Annotated in this window: 24 protein-coding genes; 4 read left to right on the top strand and 20 right to left on the bottom strand. The window is 43.0% G+C overall.

The window, feature by feature from the left end; genetic code table 11:
• Positions 1 to 276: 276 nt before the first annotated feature.
• From V7654_RS17455 to V7654_RS17525, 15 genes are all read right to left on the bottom strand, one after another.
• A complete protein-coding gene (locus V7654_RS17455; RefSeq protein ID WP_335431956.1) occupies positions 277 to 1,722 on the bottom strand; it encodes an ammonia-forming cytochrome c nitrite reductase subunit c552 in 1,446 nt (481 codons plus the stop codon).
• Positions 1,715 to 2,239: a cytochrome c3 family protein gene (locus tag V7654_RS17460; RefSeq protein WP_335431957.1), complete on the bottom strand. Its 525-nt coding sequence runs from the start codon at positions 2,237 to 2,239 to the stop codon at positions 1,715 to 1,717. The genes V7654_RS17455 and V7654_RS17460 overlap by 8 nt, the downstream gene beginning before the upstream one ends.
• A gap of 97 nt (positions 2,240 to 2,336) precedes the next feature.
• Entirely contained in the window at positions 2,337 to 2,843 is a 507-nt protein-coding gene (locus V7654_RS17465) for a TlpA family protein disulfide reductase (RefSeq protein ID WP_335431958.1), read from the bottom strand.
• 15 nt (positions 2,844 to 2,858) lie between these two features.
• Positions 2,859 to 2,990 (bottom strand): CcmD family protein, encoded by a 132-nt coding sequence (locus V7654_RS17470; RefSeq protein ID WP_335431959.1) that lies wholly within the window; start codon positions 2,988 to 2,990, stop codon positions 2,859 to 2,861.
• 52 nt (positions 2,991 to 3,042) lie between these two features.
• Positions 3,043 to 3,753, bottom strand: coding sequence for a cytochrome c biogenesis protein (locus V7654_RS17475; RefSeq protein ID WP_335431961.1), 711 nt, complete (start codon positions 3,751 to 3,753; stop codon positions 3,043 to 3,045).
• Positions 3,753 to 4,436, bottom strand: coding sequence for a heme exporter protein CcmB (locus V7654_RS17480; protein WP_335431962.1), 684 nt, complete (start codon positions 4,434 to 4,436; stop codon positions 3,753 to 3,755). The genes V7654_RS17475 and V7654_RS17480 overlap by 1 nt, the downstream gene beginning before the upstream one ends.
• Positions 4,433 to 5,158, bottom strand: a complete 726-nt coding sequence (gene ccmA / locus V7654_RS17485) for a heme ABC exporter ATP-binding protein CcmA (protein ID WP_335431963.1) — start codon at positions 5,156 to 5,158, stop codon at positions 4,433 to 4,435. Before ccmA ends, V7654_RS17480 begins: the two co-directional genes overlap by 4 nt.
• A complete protein-coding gene (locus V7654_RS17490) occupies positions 5,155 to 5,484 on the bottom strand; it encodes a hypothetical protein (RefSeq protein WP_335431964.1) in 330 nt (109 codons plus the stop codon). Before V7654_RS17490 ends, ccmA begins: the two co-directional genes overlap by 4 nt.
• 6 nt (positions 5,485 to 5,490) lie before the next feature.
• On the bottom strand, positions 5,491 to 5,844 hold the full coding sequence (locus tag V7654_RS17495; protein ID WP_335431965.1) for a hypothetical protein: 354 nt from the start codon (positions 5,842 to 5,844) through the stop codon (positions 5,491 to 5,493).
• Positions 5,845 to 5,856: 12 nt separating this feature from the next.
• Positions 5,857 to 6,327, bottom strand: a complete 471-nt coding sequence (locus V7654_RS17500) for a cytochrome c-type biogenesis protein CcmH (protein ID WP_335431967.1) — start codon at positions 6,325 to 6,327, stop codon at positions 5,857 to 5,859.
• Positions 6,328 to 6,332: 5 nt separating this feature from the next.
• A complete protein-coding gene (locus V7654_RS17505) occupies positions 6,333 to 8,312 on the bottom strand; it encodes a heme lyase CcmF/NrfE family subunit (RefSeq protein WP_335431968.1) in 1,980 nt (659 codons plus the stop codon).
• Positions 8,313 to 8,333: 21 nt separating this feature from the next.
• A complete protein-coding gene (locus tag V7654_RS17510) occupies positions 8,334 to 8,783 on the bottom strand; it encodes a cytochrome c maturation protein CcmE (RefSeq protein WP_335431969.1) in 450 nt (149 codons plus the stop codon).
• 4 nt (positions 8,784 to 8,787) lie between these two features.
• On the bottom strand, positions 8,788 to 9,753 hold the full coding sequence (locus tag V7654_RS17515) for a hypothetical protein (protein ID WP_335431970.1): 966 nt from the start codon (positions 9,751 to 9,753) through the stop codon (positions 8,788 to 8,790).
• Between the two features lie 350 nt (positions 9,754 to 10,103).
• On the bottom strand, positions 10,104 to 10,283 hold the full coding sequence (locus V7654_RS17520; protein WP_251483752.1) for a glycogen biosynthesis protein GlgD: 180 nt from the start codon (positions 10,281 to 10,283) through the stop codon (positions 10,104 to 10,106).
• 16 nt (positions 10,284 to 10,299) lie between these two features.
• Positions 10,300 to 10,563 (bottom strand): YtzC family protein, encoded by a 264-nt coding sequence (locus tag V7654_RS17525; RefSeq protein ID WP_207500899.1) that lies wholly within the window; start codon positions 10,561 to 10,563, stop codon positions 10,300 to 10,302.
• 247 nt (positions 10,564 to 10,810) lie between these two features.
• Here V7654_RS17525 and V7654_RS17530 point away from each other — a divergent pair, with 247 nt between their 5' ends.
• Entirely contained in the window at positions 10,811 to 11,779 is a 969-nt protein-coding gene (locus V7654_RS17530; protein WP_335431971.1) for a TIGR01212 family radical SAM protein, read from the top strand.
• Positions 11,776 to 12,348, top strand: a complete 573-nt coding sequence (locus V7654_RS17535) for a class I SAM-dependent methyltransferase (protein WP_335431972.1) — start codon at positions 11,776 to 11,778, stop codon at positions 12,346 to 12,348. Before V7654_RS17530 ends, V7654_RS17535 begins: the two co-directional genes overlap by 4 nt.
• A gap of 109 nt (positions 12,349 to 12,457) precedes the next feature.
• On the opposite strand, the gene V7654_RS17540 is transcribed toward V7654_RS17535, so the two are convergent.
• From V7654_RS17540 to V7654_RS17550, 3 genes are all read right to left on the bottom strand, one after another.
• Entirely contained in the window at positions 12,458 to 12,634 is a 177-nt protein-coding gene (locus V7654_RS17540) for a hypothetical protein (RefSeq protein WP_335431973.1), read from the bottom strand.
• Between the two features lie 104 nt (positions 12,635 to 12,738).
• Positions 12,739 to 13,833, bottom strand: coding sequence for a tetraprenyl-beta-curcumene synthase family protein (locus tag V7654_RS17545; RefSeq protein WP_335431974.1), 1,095 nt, complete (start codon positions 13,831 to 13,833; stop codon positions 12,739 to 12,741).
• 35 nt (positions 13,834 to 13,868) lie between these two features.
• Positions 13,869 to 14,672, bottom strand: a complete 804-nt coding sequence (locus V7654_RS17550) for an alpha/beta hydrolase (RefSeq protein WP_335431975.1) — start codon at positions 14,670 to 14,672, stop codon at positions 13,869 to 13,871.
• A gap of 169 nt (positions 14,673 to 14,841) precedes the next feature.
• On the opposite strand from V7654_RS17550, the gene V7654_RS17555 reads away from it, so the two are divergent.
• Together V7654_RS17555 and V7654_RS17560 are read left to right on the top strand one after the other, a co-directional pair.
• Positions 14,842 to 15,366 (top strand): gamma carbonic anhydrase, encoded by a 525-nt coding sequence (locus V7654_RS17555; protein ID WP_335431976.1) that lies wholly within the window; start codon positions 14,842 to 14,844, stop codon positions 15,364 to 15,366.
• A gap of 96 nt (positions 15,367 to 15,462) precedes the next feature.
• Positions 15,463 to 16,335: a C39 family peptidase gene (locus V7654_RS17560; RefSeq protein ID WP_335431977.1), complete on the top strand. Its 873-nt coding sequence runs from the start codon at positions 15,463 to 15,465 to the stop codon at positions 16,333 to 16,335.
• A 3-nt stretch (positions 16,336 to 16,338) separates the two neighbouring features.
• On the opposite strand, the gene asnB is transcribed toward V7654_RS17560, so the two are convergent.
• Together asnB and metK are read right to left on the bottom strand one after the other, a co-directional pair.
• Positions 16,339 to 18,243, bottom strand: coding sequence for an asparagine synthase (glutamine-hydrolyzing) (gene asnB, locus V7654_RS17565; RefSeq protein ID WP_335432029.1), 1,905 nt, complete (start codon positions 18,241 to 18,243; stop codon positions 16,339 to 16,341).
• A gap of 281 nt (positions 18,244 to 18,524) precedes the next feature.
• Complete coding sequence (gene metK / locus V7654_RS17570) at positions 18,525 to 19,724, bottom strand: methionine adenosyltransferase (protein WP_335431978.1); 1,200 nt, start codon at positions 19,722 to 19,724, stop codon at positions 18,525 to 18,527.
• Positions 19,725 to 19,898: the final 174 nt, after the last annotated feature.

Here is a 19,898-nt window from a genome sequence, read left to right on the forward strand (position 1 = left end):
TTCGCGTGAATAAGACGTTTTTTCGCGGAATCATATCAAAAAAACTATACTAAGGAGTGGAAAGTAGGCTAGTGCTTTCTCTAGATTGCACATTTCAGGTGAATTTTCCGCACTCTAATTAAAACTGGTGCGAAACGCTGCAAAAACAATCGAAACAACATTGTATGTTCCGATATTGACACTCGCCTTATTTTCTGCAAAACTAAAGAAAACACCGTACAACTACCATTTGCACAGTGTTTTCCTATTTATCTATTCTCTAAATGTTCTATTCTCTTATTTTTTTGGCGATGGTGTCGCCGGGGGCTGTTGAGCCGGGAAGTAACTGTTGATTGCTTTGTCTTTCTTCTTGAAGTTATCTTTTTCGTCGTAAACAGCCTTCTTCACTTTTTCGATCTCTGTTTTGACTTCTTCAAGATTTACACCTTTTTTGGTCAATTCTTCAATGGCCAGATTGATTGCCGCGTTGGACTCTTCAATTGAAACCCTCAAAGAATCCATGGATCCCTGCGGATTATGGAACCCTGCAGAACTTTCTGCTGCAACGATATCCCAGAACCACTGCGCTTTCCTTACATGCTGCTGCGCTTCCTTGATTTTATCCTCACTTACACCTGAAGTAATCATTTTATTGATGTAATAGTGGGAAGTAATTGAAATATCCTCTGCTTTATGAAGTGCTTCCATATGTGTTTCCTGGATTTTCAGGACACGTTTCTCAAGATCATCCATTTCCCTGTTGCTGTGGCATGTCGCACAAGATTGGTCCATTGTCTTGAGTGGTGATGTCCACCAGTGCGAGCTGATCTTTTTCTTGCCGTCTACCCTGTCATAAGGCATGTGACAGTCTGCACATGTTACGCCAGCCTCGCCATGCGGACCTTCCATATGGGTCTCGAAGTCAGGGTGCTGTGATTTAAGCATAGGTGTCCCTGATACGTTATGAATCCAATCCTTCTCAAATCCTTGTTCTTTCGCAGTCGTTTCATAGTATTCATACATGTCTTCAGGCTTGAACCCCTTAGCCCATGGGAATGTAACCTCGCCATTGTCGGCAGCGAAGTAATATTCTACGTGGCACTGGCCGCATACATAATTCCTCATGTCATTCTTGGTTGGATTGGTCATATCGATTCCCTGTGATTCCATCGCTTTGATAAAGCTTGGACGGGTGATGCGCAAATCCATCGTCTGCGGGTCGTGGCAGTCTGAGCAGCCGATTGGGGAATGGCCCATTGCTTCTGCTTTTGGCCAGATATCTTTGTTAAAATTACCGCTCCAGTAATCGTCCCCCATTTCCTCGATCATGTGCGGTACCGCGGTCGATTTGCAGGTTAAGCAAGACCCGATTGACTTATCAGTGATACGAGCGATTGCACGGATATCCTCGTTCGCATAGATATGGCCGCGGTCCTCGTTGTATTCAGTAGCAAAGCCATAGCCGTTAAAAAGCACCGGCAAATATGGTTCCTTGTCATGGTCAAACTTGCTTCGTTTAACTGAACCGCTGTACTTCGTATCTTCCATTTGTTCATTTTTCTTATAGCTGTCATATTGAAGCGGGAAGAGATCCTTGAATGCCTCATTGCTTATTTCATCCTTGCTCAGCCCCGTTTTCAGCTCGCTTGCGGAAGTTGCTTTTTCCTCTGAGCTGGAGCAGCCTGTTATGATGAGCATGACAGCCGCGAGAAGCAAATATGCCCAGCGGAAATTTCTAGCCATTGTTCATCGTACCTCCTTTATTTTCTAAAAGCTCACCTGGTTTCGGCGGTTTAAAATAATCCTCTGTCTTGAAGCCTTTTCCATGCGGCACTGCCTGATGGCAGCTTGAGCAGCTATCCTTTGCATCATGGGATACATTTTCCAATGTATTCTCATGGCAGCTGACGCAATTCTCATTAATAACCTCATCCGAGCTTTCTGTAGCGTGCAGCACCTTTGGAATTTTTGCTTCCCCAAGTGTATTGAAATACACATGCGTCATGCCCGCTTTTGCCTTGTAGGTGTATTTCTTTACAAGATTCTCATGCGGCAAGTGGCAATCTCCGCACGCGAGTCCGGCATGGTTTGAATCAGAGAACGAATCATGAACTTCTGTCATGATGTGACAGCTGCTGCAAAACTCAGGTGAATCCGTATACGCGAGCGTTTTGACCGTAACGACAGAAACAATGATCCCAGCAAAAACGCCGATAAATAAAAGCATTTTCTTGTCTATTCCCAGTAGCTTTTTCAACATCCCTTTCACCTCCCCTGCTTTATTCAAAAGCGGGACTCTATATCAGCGCCCTGCTTTGAAAAATATCTATTAAAACACTAATGTGCTTTAAACAAGGTTATGGTGAAACTTGTTCCTCTATCATTGTGGTTAAATCGTCCTTCGTTGTCGGACCGGAAAACCGTTTAACTATGACGCCATTTTCATCGATGATGATTGTTTCCGGCTGCCCAATTACGTTGTATTCCTTTGATATCTCTTCCTTAGTATCTAATAGGTAGGTAAGCTGAGAGCCGCTTTCCTCGATATATTTTTCCATCCGCATTTTAGATTCACCTTTTGCCAGGATCAGCAATTTGGCGTCCTTATACTCTTTTCCAAACGCCTCCAGTTCCGGTGCTTCATCGAGGCATGGCGCACACCATGTTGCAAAGAAGTTGAGGACTACTGGCTGGCCTTTAAAATCTGATAGCTTATAGGATTTTCCGTTCGTATCTCTCAGCTCAAAGTCGATCGCCTGATCCCCCGGCTGTGCTGAAGCTTTCCCGCCAAGACCGCTGACCAAAAAGCCTAGTATTCCAAGAACGGCGGCAATGATGATAATTGGAACAATCTTCTTTCCCATTTTCCTCACCCACTTTTATAAATCTGAATTCCATTCTTCCAAAAGCTCGATTTCTTTCTTCAGTTGCTTCTGGCGTTTACCTAGCACCACCACATAGCCAGCGATCAAGGTCCAGATAACTGAGTAAGCCATGAATAAATAAGTCATTTTCGAATCCTCCTTTATTTGTAAAAAGCTCTCTAAACTTTATTTCCTTGTGTCACCCTGCAAGCTTTTCGATAGCCTTTGATTTAGCTTTCTTTACGATGTGTCTCATTTTTTCTATCTCGATGCCTTTGCGCATCAGGAATGCATACAGGAGGGTTATCGTAAAAATCGAAAACAGCAGTGCAACGAGCATGTCTGGTTCGATTCCGCCTCCCTGCTGATTCTTTCCGTCTCCGAATACGATCGGGTGAAGCTTTGTGTTCCACCAGCGAATGGCCATGAATACGATGGGGACGTTGATGACTCCGATGATTCCGAAAACAGCGGAAAGTTTGGCGATTTTTTCCCATGATCCATCCATTTTTCGGACGAAGAGATAGGCTACATAAATAAACCAGAGAATCAGTGTAGTTGCCAGACGGGGCTCCCAGGTCCACCAGGTGTTCCAGCTTGATTTACCCCAAATCATCCCTGTAATCAAGGTGATCGTTGTGAACAGCACGCCGATTTCAGCTGAAATACCGGCATTGATATGATGCTGGATTTTCGGCTTGATTAACGTCCTTATGCTATAGTAGCCAACCACTCCGAAGGCAAGGAATGCTACCCATGCACTCCCAACGTGGAAGTAAAAGATTTTTTGCGTTTCACCCATGACTTTTTCAACAGGCGACCAGATAAAGACTAAATAAAGTGCGATAAAGAATGACGGTACTAGAGTGAAGAATAAAATCCGATCAACAATGCCCGAATTCTTTTTCATTACGATCCCTCCATGATAAATTCGAATAAGAAAAAGCAGGCTGCAAGAAAGAGTAAATCATACGCTGACATCAGCCTTAGCCACGAAACTGCATTTGTGATTGTTTCATTTTCCAGGATGATTCTTGTCGCCTGAACTGCTGCGATCATCAGCGGGCTTAACAGCGGCAGCAGTAAAACTGGAAGCAGCATCTCGCTGTTCTTTGCGTTAGCCGATAGCGCGGCAAGGAATGTCCCGACAATAATGAATCCCAGAGTCCCGATTACAACAACAAGGATGAACCACATGATTTTTCCAAAAAAACGGTAGTCAAACAAGATGAATAAAACAGGAATGCTGATTAATTGTACAGCCGTCACCAATGTGAAATTCGCCAGAACCTTCCCCAGATAAATACTAGAAGGATCGATTGGTGCAGACCTCAATCCGGTCAGTGCCTCATTTTCATGTTCAGATAAAAAGGAACGATTCAAGCCGAGCACTCCTGAAAAGACAGTGATTAGCCACACCAAGCCTGGGATGACCGCTTTGACCATGTTGTTGGTTGGATCAAACGCGAAGCTGAAAATCAGAATTACCAGGCTGGAAAAGATGACCATCATCCCAATCGTCTGCTTTGTTTTTAATTCATTGCTTAAGTCTTTACTGGCGATTGTCCATGCGTCTCTCAGTATCGTATTCATGAACTCCTCACCTCTTTTTCATACCATTGCTTCATTTCTGCAAGGGTTACATCTGTTGCAAGCTGCCTTGTCGAGATGATTTGCCCCTTTTTCATTACCGCCACCCGGTCAGCGAGCGCGTGTACCTGTTCAAAATCATGGGAAATGATCAGGATTGATGTACCATTCTCTCTCTTGTTTTTGATAATTTGGTTCAGCAATTCAACGGCTTCTTGGTCAAGCCCGGTATGGGGCTCATCGAGCATAAGGATTTCCGGGTCAGGGAGCAGCACTCTTGCGATGGCCAGGCGCTGCATCATTCCTCTTGAAAAAGAACGGATTGGCATATCCCTGAAAAGATAAAGCCCGACGTCCTTCAGCAGGTCTTTTGCTTTCCATTCAAGGTCCTTTACTTTATACAGCTTTCCATAAAATCTAAGGTTCTCGAGCGGGGAGAGGTTGTTATAAAGGAATGATTCATGTCCGAGGAACCCAATCCTCTGTTTGATTTCCGCTGAATTTTTCTTGACCAGTTTTCCGTCCAGCAGAATTTGCCCGCTGGTTGGCTGCATCAAACCCACTGTACATTTAAAAAAAGTACTCTTACCTGCCCCGTTCGGCCCGACTACGGCAAGAATCTCGCCTTTTTTCAATTCGAGGCTGATATTCCGCAGCACGAGTTTTTCTCCCAGCAATTTGGTCATTTTCCTCAATTCAAGCATCGTCCCCAACTCTTTCATCATGTGTATTGTTGCAGTTCTTTTTTTACCTGTTCCAGATGGGTCAGGTAAGCCTTTACCGTTTGCGCGTATATCTCATTGGTTATTTCATCAGCCATTAGCTTTCTCTCAATGCCAGCCAGCTGCTCTTCTATCACATTTTTCTTTGCAAGCAGGTGCCTAAAATGTTGATCTTCAATATCAAGAGTTACATTTTTCTTTTTCATAAAGAGGCGAATGAAAATGGCAGCTGCCAAAATCATCAGCAGATAATGCGGATTGAGCGCATTCAGGAGTGGCGTTGATAGCCAAAATGTTACAAGCCATTCGGGATGATATGCGGATCCCATTCGCCATCACCCCCTTTGCCTGCGAAGCTTTTTTAATTCTCTTCGAATTTCATCTTCCACCTCATCCATCTGCTTGTTGCTTTTGCCTGTTTTAATTGTGATCGTTTCTTTTTTCATTAAATCTGCCGCAAGCAGCTGGTATTGCTCCTTTAATTTCTCAAAATCCTCACGCGTAATTTTTTTCATAAAAAAGTCCATTTCAAGCTCATTCACTGCACCGTATACCTGTTCAAGAGTCATTTCATCTTCTTGCTCTGTCCCTGCGGCATGCTCTTCACTGTTAGAGAAGAAAGGTGAAACGATAAAATAAAAACAAGTAAGGATCACGATTGAACCTGCTATTAAAAATACATAATCCATTTTGATCAGCTCCTAGAAAAGCTTCCGGCGCTCTTCGTCAAATGTTTTTGATGTGATTTCCTTCTCGACTTCTGACTCCCAGCTTCGCTCACTGGCGTTTTGTATTTTTGCTTTTTTCAACGTTAATTTCCTCAGCCAAACACCGACGATCACGCTGCCGATACCAAAGCCAGCAGCAGGCATTCCCCATGCAATCCAGCCGCTTGTGCCTCCGCCAGGTGTCCTCAAGGCCGCCTGCCCATATTCATCGACGTAGGATTGAATGATTTCTTTTTCCGACTTGCCTCCATTGAGCATTTCGATGACTTCATCATAATAGATTTTTTTCATCGAACATGTTGAAAGTTCATGGTCCGCATGCCCCTGCATATCAAGCTGGGCGATAATGTGCTTGAATTCCTTCGAATTGTAGGTGAAAGCTGTCGTCAGCCCTGGTATCAGGATGAGAAAAAGCAGTGTTGAAAGTAAAATTTTCTTTTTCATCTTCCTCACCTTCCTGCTGTTAAGCCTTTATTGACCTGGTATCTGTGAGACGCTGGTCTGCCGCCTGCTAAAGCAAATGCTGTTCCAATAACCATGATGATGCCGCCCATCCAGATCCAGCTCACAAAAGGATTTACTTTTACCATGAACGTTACTTTTTCCTTGGTTTCCCACGAACTTAGAACAACGTATAAATCCTGGCTCCAGTTTGTCTTGATGGCTACTTCTGTTGATGGCTCCGGCCATGTTTCGTAGAATATTTTCTCAGGCTTGATTTTGCCGATGTCCTTGCCTTTATAAGAAACATCTACATCAGCAACAACGATTCCATTCCCGTTTTCCATATGCTCTGTCAGTGAGTTAAATTGGAGATTGTACTCGCCGATTTTAATGCTGTTTCCGGCATCCACTGTTTTCAATAATTCAGTGGAGTAGGCGTGGGATGAAATAATTCCTACTGCGATAATAGCAATCCCAATGTGAACGATATAGCCTCCGTAACGGCGCTGATTTTTTACCGTCAGCTTAAAAGCAGCCGTAAATATATTTTCCTTTGTAGCCTTTCGTCTGGCCCCTATGCCTCTTGCGAATTCAAGAAGATGTGTGCCGAACATGAAGGCTGTTGCCGAAAGGCCGATGATTGCGTATACTCCTTTAACTCCGGCTGCAAAAAGGATAATAGCTGTTGCAACGCCGATCGCCAGTGGCCAAAGCATATTCTTAATGAATTTTTCAAAAACTGCTTTCTGCCAGGCAATCAGCGGGCAAATGCCCATAAGGACAATAAGAGCAAGCATGATTGGAGCCATGACTTTATCGAAGTAAGGCGCTCCGACATTTACCTTCGTTCCCGTAAAAGTTTCGGAAATCAGTGGATACATGGTTCCCCAGAATACTGCGAACGCTGCCGCCACTAAGATCAGGTTGTTCAGCAGGAAGCTGCTTTCCTTTGAAAAATAAGCTTCGATTGGGCTGCTGTCCTTTTTGATCAAGTGGTATCTTGTCATGACGACGTACACAGACATCAGTATCATGAAGGCCATAAAAATCAGGAAGTAAGTTCCAAGGTTGCTGTCGCCGAACGCATGAACACTCGTAAGGATTCCACTCCTGACAAGGAATGTGCCAAACAGCGTCAGGATATAAGATAAAATGATCAGGCTAAGGTTCCAGGTTTTAAGCATGTTTTTGCGCTCCTGAATCATCACGGAGTGCAGGAATGCCGAGACGGTCAGCCATGGAAGGAATGATGCATTTTCTACAGGGTCCCATGCCCAGTAGCCCCCCCAGCCCAGCTCAAGATATGCCCACCAGCCGCCGATTACATTACCAAGTGTAAGAAACAGCCATGCGAGCAGCGTCCATCTCCTTGTTAACTTAATCCACTCGGAATCCATCCTCTTCAGGATCAGTGCTGCGATTCCAAAAGAGAATGGGACCGCAAGCCCTACGTAGCCCATATAAAGGGTGACTGGATGCAGGATCATTCCCGGATTCTGCAGCATTGGATTCAAGCCCTTGCCGTCTGCAGGAATTTTATCGGTCATTTCAAATGGATTGACATTCACTGCCATTACGATGAAAAAGAACAGGAGATTCAGCATGAGAATGCTTGAAACATAAGGCATCATCGGATTTTTCTTTTCCTTTGAAAAAACAACCATCGCCGCGTAAATCGATAATAGGAATGCCCAAAGCAGTAAGGATCCAGCATTTCCCGCCCAAAAGGCTGTCAGTTTATAAGCCATCGGGAGGCTTTCATTTGTATAGGAAGCCACATATTTATACTGAAATTGACTCGAACCAAGAAGATAGAGCAGCAGGAATGAAGCGATGCTTGAAACGAAAGCTAGCGAAAGGACTGCACCCCTGGCACTTTCAAGCCATTTGCTGCTATTTTTCTTAATTCCTGCGATATTGGCGATGAGTCCATAGACTGAAATCACGATTCCAAGGTAAATCGCGATATTTCCGATTAAATACATACAGATAACCACCCATCTGTTTTATTCCTGCTTCTCATTTTTGTACATTTCCTTATGCATTTCAGAGTCGTAATTCTCCATGTCTTCACCCTCGTACTTGGAAGGACATTTTGTCTGGACCTTTTCGGCTTCAAACACACCCTTTTTGTTTATAAAACCTTCAACGAGGACAATAACATCCTCAGAAAAATTGTCTGGTTTTATGCCTTTATGGAAAATCTTCAATGTGCCCTGGCCTTCCTCATAAATTTCAAAACGGAGCTCCAGCTTGTCGGCATCCCATTTAACTGATTCTTTATTAAGCAAACCCTGGGTCATAATATAATCGCCTTCATATTTCGAACCATTTTCGGCCAGATCTGAGATCGTTATTTCCTTACTTCCGGCACTCGGCATCGTCGAAAACATCATGATGATGAACGCTGCTGCGGCCAAGGCTAAGCCAGTTATGATTTTTTTATTTTTGGACATCCTTTTACCTCCCTAGCTTTTTAAGCAATGCGTCATATTCGGTTTCCGTTATCGAACCTTCCAGCAACATCGACCGAATCTTTGCTTTCTTTGTATCAATAGCTGTTCCTTTAGCAGGAACCCTCTGTTGTTGAGACGCAGATATCTTTTTCTTCATTGTAAAAATCAGGATGCCTGCGGCGATTACGGTTATACCGCCGATCACTGAGAAAACGAACCAAAGAGGAATCTTTTCGTCATTTTGTTTTACTGTACCAGTTTTTTTCGAGTCGCCTGCCATGTCTTCCATGATTTCAGCAGTTGTTTTTGTCTCAGCTCGCTTGTATTGAAGTGTGATATTTTTTTCTTCGTTTGGCTTCATGCTTTGGCTTTGATACAAGAACATATTCATGTTGTAGGAATTTTTCTGATGCTGCTCCGCTTCAGGATTAAGCTTGAAGCTTTCGGTTTTTAAGGGCTCAACGAAAATCAGATTCATCATGCCTATTTCGGCAAAGCTTTTAAAATTATAGGTTAGGATATTACTGCCGACTTTTTCCTTGATGCCATCGGTATAGTACTCAATTACAAATTTGTAAATTTCCTGAGGCTGGATCTCTTCACTTGTTTCCCAGGCGATTGTTCCTTTTTCCTGATCCAGCTCATACTCGATTTCATTCATTTCAGAAAGGTCACGGGAGTAATCGGCAACAAAACCAATCCTGAAGTTTTTCTCATCCACTGGAAGAGGAATGACCACCTGCCCTTTTTGCGGTTCGAGAGCATCATTCATTAACGCTCCATGATACCCTACCAGCAATGGTGGATTTTTCTTCTTTTTGTCTTTTGGATGGCGGGAATATTCAGGCATGACCTGGATTGTCAGCTCCTCCATCTTTAAGACATTCTTTGTATTTTCAGCATCTGCTTGACCTGGTAAGGGTAATAGTATGAATAAAAACATTGCCAGCATAAGCTTGAATTTTTTCATATCCTCCATCCTTTCTGTCTCACTGTGACAAATTCGTGAATCTTTTCACAAGTTTACTCGTTATGAATAAATCACTTTGGCTTTCCTTATGTTTTCTAACTTACATTGGTTAGCATATATTGCAGCTTCAGGAGCGATTTCCTCCATCCGTCTTGTGTTTCTACCTTATTTAAACCATTTCTAAATGGAGTGTATCTGTGATGAAAATCACGGAATTTCAGACAGTTTTATCCGATTTGTGAACGAGGGGTATTCTGCAGAAGCATTGATTTCCTTATCCTGCTATGAATTTTGCAGGAATCTGCACAAAAAAACCTCACTTCTATTTTTGAAGTGAGGGTGTTACAAATTTATGAAGATTGCCCTGGTTCTGGATGGAACTTTGACTTCACTGGCTGTCCGCCGCTTTGTTCATATTTCTTTTTCGATTCTTTTACCGGATCATGCTCCATTCCAAGTTCAAGATCTTGGTTGTTGATGCCATTCCGCGTCTTTTGTTCAGGATTATTTTGCTTTGAGCGTTTCTTCAAAGTTTTCCCCTCCTGTTTAATGGTCAAGCAAAATCATATTGTTTTGTACATTCTGCAGTTGCAGCCTCATTCTGTGCAGCTGGTCTCGTTGCTGGGCGTTTGCACTGAAAGCAAGCTTAGCAAGATCATTATAAGCGTCTTCAAGAGCTTGCAGGGCATTCGTATAGTCACCATCATTATAATGCTGCTGCATGCTGGCATTTTTGTACTGCTCCTGGGCTAAATTGATTGCATCTTCACATTGCTGAAGTAGCTGGTCAACCGATTGACGTGTAGCCAATATGAGCCCCTCCTTTACTTGATGCTGAAGCAAAGTCTGCTTCTTCTTTATTTTGTTCACAATGTTTTTTCCTATCACGATTTTGGCTATGTTTAATGATTCCAATTATAAGGAGGCGGGAAAAACAGATGACAATCCTCTATAGCTAGATGTCTTTGTAATCTTTTTGCAATTGGAATCACCCATCCTAAGTGGTACAATTCTTTTATTAAATTATTGAACAGACGTCAATAAGGAGGTATCTGGCATGGCACAGGCCAACCCTTTTCCATATGCAACAGATGATAAACGATACCATACATGGAATTACCACCTGCGCAATCATTTTGGGCATAAAGTTTTTAAAGTTGCCCTTGATGGCGGGTTTGATTGCCCAAACCGTGACGGCACGGTTGCCCATGGCGGATGTACTTTTTGCAGTGCGTCTGGTTCTGGCGACTTTGCAGGTGACAGAGTTGAAGATCTCGGCACGCAATTCAGCCAAATAAAAGAAAAAATGCACACTAAATGGAAAGACGGCAAGTACATGGCATATTTTCAGGCGTTCACAAATACCCATGCACCGGTAGAAGTCCTGCGTGAGAAATACGAAACAGTTCTGCAGGAGGAAGGCGTTGTCGGCCTTTCGATTGCGACACGGCCAGATTGTCTGCCCGATGATGTCGTTGAATATCTTGCCGAACTTAACGAACGAACCTATTTATGGGTTGAACTTGGCCTTCAGACCGTCCATGAAAAAACGGCCAATTTAATCAACCGTGCTCATGATTATGAGACATATAAAGAAGGAGTGGACAAGCTCCGCAAGCATGGCATCAGGATTTGCTCGCACATCATAAATGGTCTTCCTCTGGAAACAACTGAGATGATGATGGAAACTGCCCGTGAAGTCGCAAAACTCGACGTTCAGGGGATCAAAATCCACCTGCTCCATTTATTAAAGGGAACACCAATGGTAAAGCAGTATGAAAAAGGATTACTTGAGTTCCTTACTTTAGAAGATTATGTAAAGCTAGTCTGTGACCAGTTGGAGATCCTGCCTCCTGAAATGATTATCCACAGGATTACAGGGGACGGCCCGATCGAATTAATGGTTGGTCCGATGTGGAGCGTGAATAAATGGGAAGTGCTGAATTCGATTGATGCGGAAATGAAACGGCGCGACAGCTGGCAGGGAAAATATTTTGCCGGAAATAAAGTGGTGATATCAGAATGAAGCTTGAACGCATCCTTCCATTCGCGAGGAATTTGCTGGAGCTCGCTGTAAAACCAGGAGATATTGCGGTGGACGCTACCGTGGGGAACGGACATGACACGATTTTTTTAGCTAACTTGGTCGGCCCTGCAGGCAGGATTTATGGCTTTGATATCCAGGATGATGCACTAATGTCTTGTAAAACAAAGCTAAGGGAATATGATATGCAGGATCGTGTCACTCTTTTTCATACAGGCCATGAACACGTGATGGAGTGCATCCCACCGCTTCATTTTGGGAAAATAACCGGAGCTATCTTTAATCTTGGTTATTTGCCTGGCGGGGATAAAAGCATTGTCACCGTACCGCAAACAACAATCGAGGCAATCGTTCAGCTGCTGGAAATCATGGCGCCCGAGGGCATTATCGTAATCGTTATTTATCACGGGCACCCAGAAGGAGCAGTCGAACGTGATTATCTGCTCCGTTATGTAAAATCCCTGGATCAAAATATAGCACATGTACTGGAATACAGATTTTTGAACCAGAAAAACAATCCGCCATTTATTATTGCGATTGAAAAAAGGTAATTGAAAAGGGTTTTTTCCAGATGAGAAACCCTTTTTTTATTCATAAATGTACTATTAAAATTTTATGGAGGATTATTATCTTAAATGATGTGATTATATCCTGGTTTGATTAGTTTTTCCCCAGTTGGAGCGGGTTATGAAATTTGGATTGGCTCTCCTCCTCATTGGATTGGATTTTCTCCGTTGGTTTGTTTTTTTCCCCGATGGTTTCTTTTTTCTCCCCGTTGGTTTGTTTTTTCTCCCAGTTGGTTTGGTTTTTCTCCCCGTTGGAAGATTTTTTAACCAATTGTATTAGACAACAATGAACTTTAACACAGCCATGGGTTAACATCCAAAAATCAATCCACCAACAATAAAAACAGCCAGAGAAAAAATCCCCTGGCTGTTTCTTTATTTTATAAAAGCCCTAACAACGCCGGATGGCACCCACTTTTGCAAGGAGCGATAGGCTCGTCCATTTATATAAAAGAAGTAGCTGACTGGTCCGGCTGTCTTGATCATTTCGCGGGCGAGTTTCTTGATTCTTTCCTGGTGTCTTACTTTTTCATCGGATAGATATACGCCAAGCAAACCGCGGTTGATCAGCTTATGGAATTTTTGATGAGGCAGCTTGGAGGTATGGTAATCTGCATTTTTTACAAAATGCCTCAAACGCTTAAAAAGTGCTTCTTCGTTTTCATAGTAGAAGCAGAAGTTCAAATCGCCGCCTGCCTTGTCTTCTTCTTGATCGATAAAATAATCAAGCAGGATGTGAAGGCCTTGTATGTAAGGAAAATATCCATTTCGGATACTATCTGCGTACTCTGGTTTGAAATCATCGCGAAGGGCATATGACACAAGGCAAAAGATTCCGAGTGTAGATCCCGTACATGCTGAGAATTCATACCATTCCATCTCTGGGATATCATCTCTGTGTCCATCAAACCATGTTTGCAGCCTAGGTACACGATCTTTTACTTCGACATGCTTGTGGATTTGCAAATCACAATAATAATTGCAAAGCTCACCCAGATGCTCCTGAATGTGGCGATAACTTGAAAGCTCAGCTAAAACTTCACGGCAGACTGTTACCAGCTCTAACAAATAGCCTCCATCGTCCTGGTCTTCCCGCTCTCGATAGTAATTTTTCAATTGGCTGTCCAGGCTTAGGGAGTCAGCCATTGATTCATGCAAAGCGGCAAAATCTGCGGGATCAAGGGAGGTGCTCCGATCGCAAAGATTATCAAGATAATCGCTAATCGTCTGGTAAGCCACAATAAACCTGATCGCCTGCTTATAATTCCCTTTGGCGGTAAGGCTTAAAATCGCCCCGCCTTCACAATGGAATGTCTTGTGCTCGATGCTTGCAAGAGCCTGTTTTCTTAATTCAGGATTCGGGATTTCCTCAGCCCTGCTTTTCCAGTAAGAGAGCTCCCGGTGTACTTGCGGCAGGACTTGACGGTATACACGGTACATTAAACTAAGCGGCATTGATGGAATTATCATGTATATACCTTCACCCTTTCTAAAACAAAATCTACTTAATACACATATCCAATGGACTTAAGCTGACTCATGACAAAATCCAATGAGTAATTAAATACTTCCTCACGTTCTGGCTCATTGAAGACTTCATGATAGCATTTCGGCCATTCTTTATAACGCTTTTCGGAAAGCGGAGCATGGTTGAACCATTCCTTCACTGAACGTTTATCTACTATTTTATCGTCTCCACCCTGTATCAGCAGCGTAGGGACATCCTGTATTTTTTCCATATTTTCAAAGGCAAGCTCCATTGAGGCGGCAAGTTCACGGTACCATCTGATCGACACCTTGGTGATATAAAGCGAGTCATTCTGATCAATTGCCAGGACATCTTCATTCCGCGTCGCCATTTCGACCGTTAAGCCAGGAGACATGCGCAACGTAGGCATAACAATATTGATGCCATGTGAAAGCATATTTAAAAATTTTGAAGGATACTTGACTAATCCCAGGCAAGGTGAAGAAAGGATCACGCCAGCAAGCTCCATATGCTCCTCCTGCAGCATCCTGATGGCAATAAGTCCCCCCATACTGTGCCCGAGTAAAAAAACTGGCAGGTTAAAATCATAAGCTGCCTGAATCCACTCTTTTACTTCAATAATGTATTCATCAAATGAATCAATATGGCCACGGTTCGCTCTTGTTGTCATGCCCTGCCCCGGCAAATCCCCCATGATGACATGAAAGCCGGATGATCGCCACATTTCAATAAGCCAGCCATATCGGCGATGATGCTCAAGCGCACCATGGACCATAACGATAACAGCCTTAGCTTCTCCGTCTGCTTCCCATTTCCACATGACCATTCCCCCAGTTATTACTTTATCTTTGTTGTATTTATTTCATCATTTTACGAATGAGTGTGTTTCGCATAGCTTATCAAGGTTCTTTAAAAGAACTATAATATATAATTAGGTAAAAATAAAAATTAAAGCATTCTAAAATATATTTTTTACAGGAGAGTGTACAATGATCTACCCTTACAAAGGAATTACACCTAAAATATCTGAATCCGCATTTATTGCAGATTATGTAACAATTACGGGCGATGTTCAAATTGGCGATGAATCAAGTGTCTGGTTCAACACGTCCATACGCGGAGATGTAGCTCCAACCATAATCGGAAACAAGGTGAACATTCAGGATAACTCCGTATTACACCAAAGCCCAAACAATCCGCTCATCCTTGAAGACGAGGTGACAGTTGGGCATCAGGTCATCCTTCATAGCTGCATCATCAGGAAAAAAGCGCTGATTGGAATGGGATCCATCATCCTTGACCAGGCAGAAATTGGGGAAGGCGCATTTATCGGAGCTGGCAGCCTCGTCCCTCAGGGAAAAAAGATCCCTCCGAATACACTGGCGTTTGGAAGACCAGCAAAAGTAATCCGTGAGCTCACAGAGGAAGATATCCGCGATATGGAACGGATTTCAAGAGAGTACGCCGAAAAAGGGCAGTACTACAAACAGCTCCAAAACAAAAATGAACAATAGCATCTGCACTTAAAAATTCCCTGATTAAACCGATATTAATTTATATACTATACCCCTATATAATTTTAATTATTCGGAGAGAGCAGGTGATGGATGATGAACCCATTATATTTATCAATCGCGGCCATTATACCGCTGCTAGCTTTGTTTTTGCTCATAATCAGCAAACAAAATAGCATGATAAAATCCATCCTGATGTTCGTGCTCGTTTTCGTGTCGGTGGCTGGGGCGTTCCTGCTGGAAAACCTGCAGCCTGCTAATGTTGCCAAAGCTGTCCAATCAGTAAAGAACTGGCTGGACACTCCGGAAGCAAGATCTGCTCCAACAGTCCAGGATGATTACCAGGTTGAGATCATCCCAATCAAGGAATCCGTTTTAATAGACGCACCGACAATTTGGCAAATGCCTGAGCTGCCAAGAGGCTGTGAAGTCACAAGTCTAGCTATGCTCCTGCAGTACAAAGGAATATCGGTGGACAAGCTTACCCTTGCAAAGGAAATTAAGAAAAATCCAGCTGAATACAAGCTGGCTAATGGGAATATTTATTTTGGCGACCCAAACGAAGGCTTTGTCGGCAATATGTATACCTACTCAGAACCAGGGCTTGGTGTCTATCACAAACCAATAGCCGAACTTGCAGAAAAGTACCTTCCTGGCAAAATAAAAGATCTTACCGGTGCGGATTTCCTTGAGTTGAAAGTTCACCTTTCCGGCAGCCGTCCTGTATGGGTAATCACTAATACGGAGTACGAAAAGATCGACGATAGCTTTTTCCAAACATGGTACACCCCGAATGGCACAGTCTCGGTAACAACAAAGGAACATTCGGTGCTAGTTACGGGATATGACAAAGATTATGTATATTTTAATGACCCGCTGACGGGCATGAAAAATAAAAAGGCACCCATGCAGGATTTCCTGGAAGCATGGGTGCAGATGGGAAGGCAGGCAATTACCTACCTTCCCTGATTATTAGCCTTTTAATGATTGCAATACTTTTTGAGTCTCATACTCCTTCTGGAAGGAGTATTTTTTTTCGACATAAACGTCATGCCAAACCATAAACATCAATACAGTCCAGATTTTGCGGCTGTTGTCTGCCTTGTTCTGGCAGTGGTCATCTAGAAGCTTCAACAAATATTCTTTATTGATCAGATGATCCGTGCTGCTTTCCTTGATGATATTCTTAGCCCATTCGTTCATTTCATCCTTTAGCCAGTGGCGAATAGGAACAGGGAATCCAAGCTTTTTGCGGGTCAGTACATGGTCAGGTACAACCCCTTCAGCTGCTTTACGCAAAATATACTTAGTTGTATTATTAGCAGTTTTTAAGCTTGTTGGAATCTTAGAAGCTGTTTCAAATACAACCTTGTCAAGGAATGGAACACGAAGCTCCAGTGAATGGGCCATCGTCATTTTATCTGCCTTTAATAAAATATCGCCGCGCATCCATGTATGGATATCGATGTATTGCATCGTATCAACAGGATCGTACCCTCTGCTCTCCCTGTAAAGTGGCTTCGTGATATCTCTGTAATCATACTGGCCATTGTATACATGGAGAAGCTCGCTCTTCTCTTTTTCCGTGAACATTTTCGCGTTGCCGATATAGCGTTCTTCCATCGGCGTCACGCCGCGTTCAATGAAGCTCTTGCCCTTCATTCCCTCAGGCATCATTTTGGCAATGCCTTTTAGCATAGATTTTCCAACTTGAGGGATTTTATTAAAGACTTCAAGATCCTGCGGTTCACGATAAATATTATAGCCGCCGAAAAGCTCGTCGGCACCTTCACCAGAAAGAACAACCGTAACATGCTTCCTTGCTTCACGGGCAACAAAGTATAAAGGTATAGCTGCCGGATCGGCGAGCGGGTCATCCATATGCCACATGATTTTTGGAAGTTCATCCATATATTCCTGCGGGCTGATTACATAACTGATGTTTTCAACACCAAGTTTGTCAGCAGTTTCTTTTGCAACATCAATTTCGCTGAATCCGTTTTGTTCGAATCCAACTGAGAATGTCTTAATTGCAGGGTGGTACTGCTTAGCTATCGAAGCGATGATAGATGAATCGATACCGCCAGAAAGGAATGAACCAACCGGTACATCACTGCGCATATGCATTTTTACTGATTCGAATAACACATCTCTAATTTCCTTCGTGAATTCTTCCTCAGTTTTATGGATTGGCGAGAAGCTTGCCTTCCAATAGCGCTTGATCTCCATTGGTGAACCGATTTTCTTTGTAAAATAATGCCCTGGCTCAAGCTTGTAAATGCCTTCAGACAATGTGTTTGGTTCTGGAACGAACTGATACGTTAAATAATGCTGCAATGCCTTGTAATCAAGTACATCATTCTCTAATGCAAGCAGGATGCTCTTCTTTTCAGAACCAAAATAAGTGCGGTCTCCGTCTTCAAAAAAGAAGAATGGCTTAATGCCAAAGTGATCGCGTGCTCCAAAAAGGATTTGTTCCTGTTTGTCCCAAATGACAAAGCCGAACATTCCGCGCAGCTTGTCAACTGCGTGCTCTTTGTAATGGCTGTAAAGAGCAATGATGACTTCTGTATCAGAGTGAGTCTCGAATTTAAGTCCCTCTTCAATTAATTCATCGCGAAGCTCAAGATAGTTGTAAATCTCGCCATTGAAAATGATCCAGTACCTTTCATTTTCATACGTCAGAGGCTGATGTCCCGCTTCAATGTCAATAATGCTCAGACGGCGGAAGCCAAATTGGATATGCTCATCATAAAAATACCCATCATCGTCCGGTCCACGGTGGGTAATGATATCGTTCATATTTTTAAACAGCTGCTTTTGTTCGCTGCTGAATTCTTGTGCTTTTTCATGTACACAACCGATAAAGCCACACATTATGTACTTCACCTTCTCCATTTCAGAAAAAATTTATTGTTCTTTCGTTAAGCTCATCTAAAAACATACCATCTAATACTACCATTAAACACAAAAAATTTGCAGTAAAATCTCAGGGAAAATTAAGGTAATACTTTATTTTACACCTTTTGGTCTAGATGCAAACCAGAAACTCCATTCTTGCGGGTATTTAGGTCCTGTTTGCCTTTGCAGTTCTCTTAATAAGACGGAAAATTAAAAAGGGAGTTACATATTTCTATGCAACTCCCTTTTCGATTTTATTAAGCTTGTGCTTGTGTACGTAATGCTTCTGCTTTGTCAGTACGCTCCCAAGGAAGATCAACATCCGTGCGGCCGAAGTGTCCGTATGCTGCTGTCTGCTTGTAGATCGGCTTACGAAGGTCAAGCATGTTAATGATGCCAGCAGGACGAAGGTCGAAGTTGTTATTTACAACATCGATCAATACATCTTCACTTACTTTTCCTGTTCCGAAAGTATCGATAGAGATGGATACAGGACGGGCAACACCGATAGCGTAAGCAAGCTGAACCTCAACTTTTTCAGCAAGGCCAGCAGCTACGATGTTTTTCGCAACGTAACGTGCAGCGTATGCAGCTGAACGGTCAACTTTTGTAGGATCCTTACCAGAGAATGCACCGCCGCCGTGGCGAGCATATCCGCCGTAAGTATCAACGATGATTTTACGGCCAGTCAATCCTGCATCACCTTGTGGTCCGCCGATTACGAAACGGCCAGTTGGGTTGATGAAGTATTTTGTATTTTCATCGATCAATTCTGCTGGTACAACAGGATTGATGACATGTTCTTTAAGATTGCGCTGGATTTGCTCCAGGGAAACTTCTGGGTGGTGCTGTGTTGAAATAACGATTGTATCGATGCGGACAGGCTTGTCGTTCTCATCGTATTCAACTGTTACTTGAGTTTTTCCATCCGGACGAAGGTATGGAAGGATTTCTTCTTTACGAACTAAAGTCAGGCGGCGTGATAGCTTGTGTGCCAATGAAATTGGAAGAGGCATAAGCTCTTTTGTTTCGTTGCATGCAAAACCGAACATTAAGCCCTGGTCTCCTGCACCGATTGCTTCGATCTCTTGATCAGACATTTGTCCTTCACGAGCTTCAAGAGCCTGGTCAACACCCATTGCGATATCGGCAGACTGCTCGTCAATCGAAGTCAATACTGCGCAAGTTTCAGAGTCAAAACCGTATTTAGCGCGCGTATAACCGATTTCCTTAACTGTTTCACGAACGATTTTTGGAATATCTACGTATGTAGATGTTGTGATTTCCCCTGCAACTAGTACAAGGCCTGTAGTAACTGATGTTTCTGCAGCAACACGGGCATTAGCGTCCTTAGCAAGGATCGCATCCAAAATTGCGTCAGAGATCTGATCGCAAATTTTATCCGGATGGCCTTCTGTTACTGACTCAGAAGTGAACAAACGACGTTTTGTTGACATCTGATTTCCTCCCTCATTTATAAAAAATTGATCGAGGCTGTCCCAATACAAACCTCGGTGTGATACGGTACTCATTCCCTATGTAGTATGAAATAAACGCTGAGTTTTTATTAGAAAAATTTGTTTAAACTTCATGCTGAGTTAACTTTTCCTAATCCTACCCATGGGAGCAAT

Source organism: Bacillus sp. JJ1609 (assembly GCF_036967045.1).
GTDB lineage: Bacteria > Bacillota > Bacilli > Bacillales > Cytobacillaceae > Mesobacillus.

Coding starts and splice junctions, on each gene's coding strand:
- asnB (WP_335432029.1), bottom strand. CDS start 18,243: ATGTGTGGCTTTATCGGTTGTGTACATGAAAAAGCACAAGAATTCAGC.
- V7654_RS17495 (WP_335431965.1), bottom strand. CDS start 5,844: ATGGATTATGTATTTTTAATAGCAGGTTCAATCGTGATCCTTACTTGT.
- V7654_RS17500 (WP_335431967.1), bottom strand. CDS start 6,327: ATGAAAAAGAAAATTTTACTTTCAACACTGCTTTTTCTCATCCTGATA.
- ccmA (WP_335431963.1), bottom strand. CDS start 5,158: ATGATGAAAGAGTTGGGGACGATGCTTGAATTGAGGAAAATGACCAAA.
- V7654_RS17460 (WP_335431957.1), bottom strand. CDS start 2,239: ATGTTGAAAAAGCTACTGGGAATAGACAAGAAAATGCTTTTATTTATC.
- V7654_RS17470 (WP_335431959.1), bottom strand. CDS start 2,990: ATGACTTATTTATTCATGGCTTACTCAGTTATCTGGACCTTGATCGCT.
- V7654_RS17475 (WP_335431961.1), bottom strand. CDS start 3,753: ATGAAAAAGAATTCGGGCATTGTTGATCGGATTTTATTCTTCACTCTA.
- V7654_RS17455 (WP_335431956.1), bottom strand. CDS start 1,722: ATGGCTAGAAATTTCCGCTGGGCATATTTGCTTCTCGCGGCTGTCATG.
- V7654_RS17505 (WP_335431968.1), bottom strand. CDS start 8,312: ATGTATTTAATCGGAAATATCGCGATTTACCTTGGAATCGTGATTTCA.
- V7654_RS17550 (WP_335431975.1), bottom strand. CDS start 14,672: ATGTGGAAATGGGAAGCAGACGGAGAAGCTAAGGCTGTTATCGTTATG.
- V7654_RS17480 (WP_335431962.1), bottom strand. CDS start 4,436: ATGAATACGATACTGAGAGACGCATGGACAATCGCCAGTAAAGACTTA.
- V7654_RS17560 (WP_335431977.1), top strand. CDS start 15,463: ATGAACCCATTATATTTATCAATCGCGGCCATTATACCGCTGCTAGCT.
- V7654_RS17510 (WP_335431969.1), bottom strand. CDS start 8,783: ATGTCCAAAAATAAAAAAATCATAACTGGCTTAGCCTTGGCCGCAGCA.
- V7654_RS17535 (WP_335431972.1), top strand. CDS start 11,776: ATGAAGCTTGAACGCATCCTTCCATTCGCGAGGAATTTGCTGGAGCTC.
- V7654_RS17490 (WP_335431964.1), bottom strand. CDS start 5,484: ATGGGATCCGCATATCATCCCGAATGGCTTGTAACATTTTGGCTATCA.
- V7654_RS17545 (WP_335431974.1), bottom strand. CDS start 13,833: ATGATAATTCCATCAATGCCGCTTAGTTTAATGTACCGTGTATACCGT.
- V7654_RS17465 (WP_335431958.1), bottom strand. CDS start 2,843: ATGGGAAAGAAGATTGTTCCAATTATCATCATTGCCGCCGTTCTTGGA.
- V7654_RS17555 (WP_335431976.1), top strand. CDS start 14,842: ATGATCTACCCTTACAAAGGAATTACACCTAAAATATCTGAATCCGCA.
- V7654_RS17530 (WP_335431971.1), top strand. CDS start 10,811: ATGGCACAGGCCAACCCTTTTCCATATGCAACAGATGATAAACGATAC.
- V7654_RS17515 (WP_335431970.1), bottom strand. CDS start 9,753: ATGAAAAAATTCAAGCTTATGCTGGCAATGTTTTTATTCATACTATTA.
- metK (WP_335431978.1), bottom strand. CDS start 19,724: ATGTCAACAAAACGTCGTTTGTTCACTTCTGAGTCAGTAACAGAAGGC.